The sequence below is a fragment of the Brachybacterium sp. p3-SID1565 genome (genome assembly GCF_025143785.1).
Taxonomy (GTDB): domain Bacteria; phylum Actinomycetota; class Actinomycetes; order Actinomycetales; family Dermabacteraceae; genus Brachybacterium; species Brachybacterium epidermidis.
This window is the reverse complement of record NZ_JAMBDS010000097.1, coordinates 1-1652: the sequence shown is the minus strand read 5'-3', so window position 1 is coordinate 1652 and position 1652 is coordinate 1. Positions and strand designations below refer to the sequence as shown.

1 protein-coding gene is annotated in these 1652 nt (G+C 67.0%); it reads left to right on the top strand.

Annotated features, from left to right (window positions below; all coding sequences use genetic code 11):
- Window positions 1-82: 82 nt before the first annotated feature.
- Window positions 83-1480 (top strand): IS1380 family transposase, encoded by a 1398-nt coding sequence (locus M4D54_RS13755; protein ID WP_228018797.1) that lies wholly within the window; start codon window positions 83-85, stop codon window positions 1478-1480.
- The last annotated feature ends 172 nt before the right edge of the window (window positions 1481-1652 follow it).

Genomic DNA, 1652 nt, shown 5'->3' with positions numbered 1-1652 from the left:
GCTCCTGGCCTGGGATGATGCGGGGTGTTGAGTCTCGTAATCCCTGGCCGGAAGGAGCACCTTTCAGGTGTCCCACCCTACCTTGTTCTTCTACCCCCGTCCGCGCGTGGACATCGCTGAGGTCCCGGCGGCCGCGCATGCGGGCGCGGTGCTGCTGACCGGCACGATCCACGCCACCGGCCTCGCCCCTTCGCTGCGTGAAGCTCTGGATCCGTGGACGAAGCCACTGGCCGAGCATCACGCCTCGAAGGTCCTGCTGGACCTCGCGATGACTCTCGCGATCGGCGGCGAGCACGCTTCGGATACTGATCTGCTGCGATGCGAACCGGGACTGTTCGGAGACGTCGCCTCGGCCCCAACGATCTCCAGGAACCTGACCACGCTGGCCGAGGACGCACCCGCCGTGGTCGAGGCGATCTCCCAGGCCCGCCGCATCGCGCGGGAACGGGCCTGGGCACTGGCCGGCGACCACTCCCCGGTCCGCAGGGTCAGTGCGCAGAATCCGCTGGTCATCGACCTCGACGCCACCCTGATCAACGTCCACAGCGAGAAGGAGCAGGCTGCACCGACGTTCAAACGCGGCTTCGGTTACCACCCACTGTGCGCTTTCCTGGACCACGGCAGCGAAGGAACCGGGGAACCGCTGGCGATCCACCTGCGCCCCGGCAACGCCGGTTCCAACACCGCCGCCGATCACATCACCATCACCAGGCAGGCCCTTGCGCAGCTCCCGGCTGGTCTGCTCTCCTCCGGCGGAAGGGGGTCGAAGAAGGTCCTGATCCGCACCGACGGAGCCGGTGGCACCAAGGACTTCGTCAAGTGGCTGACCGGGCAGCGTCTGGCCTACTCAGTCGGGTTCACCCTCCCCGCGAACACTCCCGACCTGCTGGAACGTATCGATGAGGCGAAGACGTGGACTCCTGCCTACGACACCGACACCGACGGGATCCGCGACGGAGCATGGGTCGCGGAACTGACCGGGCTGCTGGATCTTCAGGGTTGGCCGCCCGGGATGCGGGTGATCGTGCGGAAGGAACGTCCTCATCCTGGGGCGCAGCTGCGGATCACCGATCACGAGGGGATGCGCATCACCGCGTTCGCGACCAACACCCCGCGCGGCCAACTTCCCGTGCTCGAGCTGCGACACCGCCGCCGCGCACGATGCGAAGACCGGATCCGCAACGCCAAGGACATGGGCTTGATGAAGTTCCCGCTGCAGGGCTTCGCGCAGAACCAGGTCTGGTGCCAGATCATCCAGCTCGCTAGCGAGCTCGTCGCCTGGATGCAGACCATCGCGCTGACCGGCCATGATGCGCGGAAGTGGGAGCCCAAACGGCTCCGCGCACGGCTGTTCGAGATCCCCGCGACCCTCGTGCGCCGCAGCCGGCACAACCTCCTCCACCTCGCCCAGCACGCTCCCGAAGCCCGCACCGTCCTAACCGGCGTCAACCGGCTCCGCATTGCCGTCGCGCAGACCTGATCCGGCAAGGCCGCCCGTCCCTACGACCAGCAGCATCTCTTCTCGGGAGTGGAACCCGACCGCCCGCAACGGACACTGCGACGATCTGTCATACCCGAATGCCAGAATCAGCAGCTGAACACCGGCAACGACGCCGACCGCGACCGCTCACCAGCCCGATGAAAGATCGAGG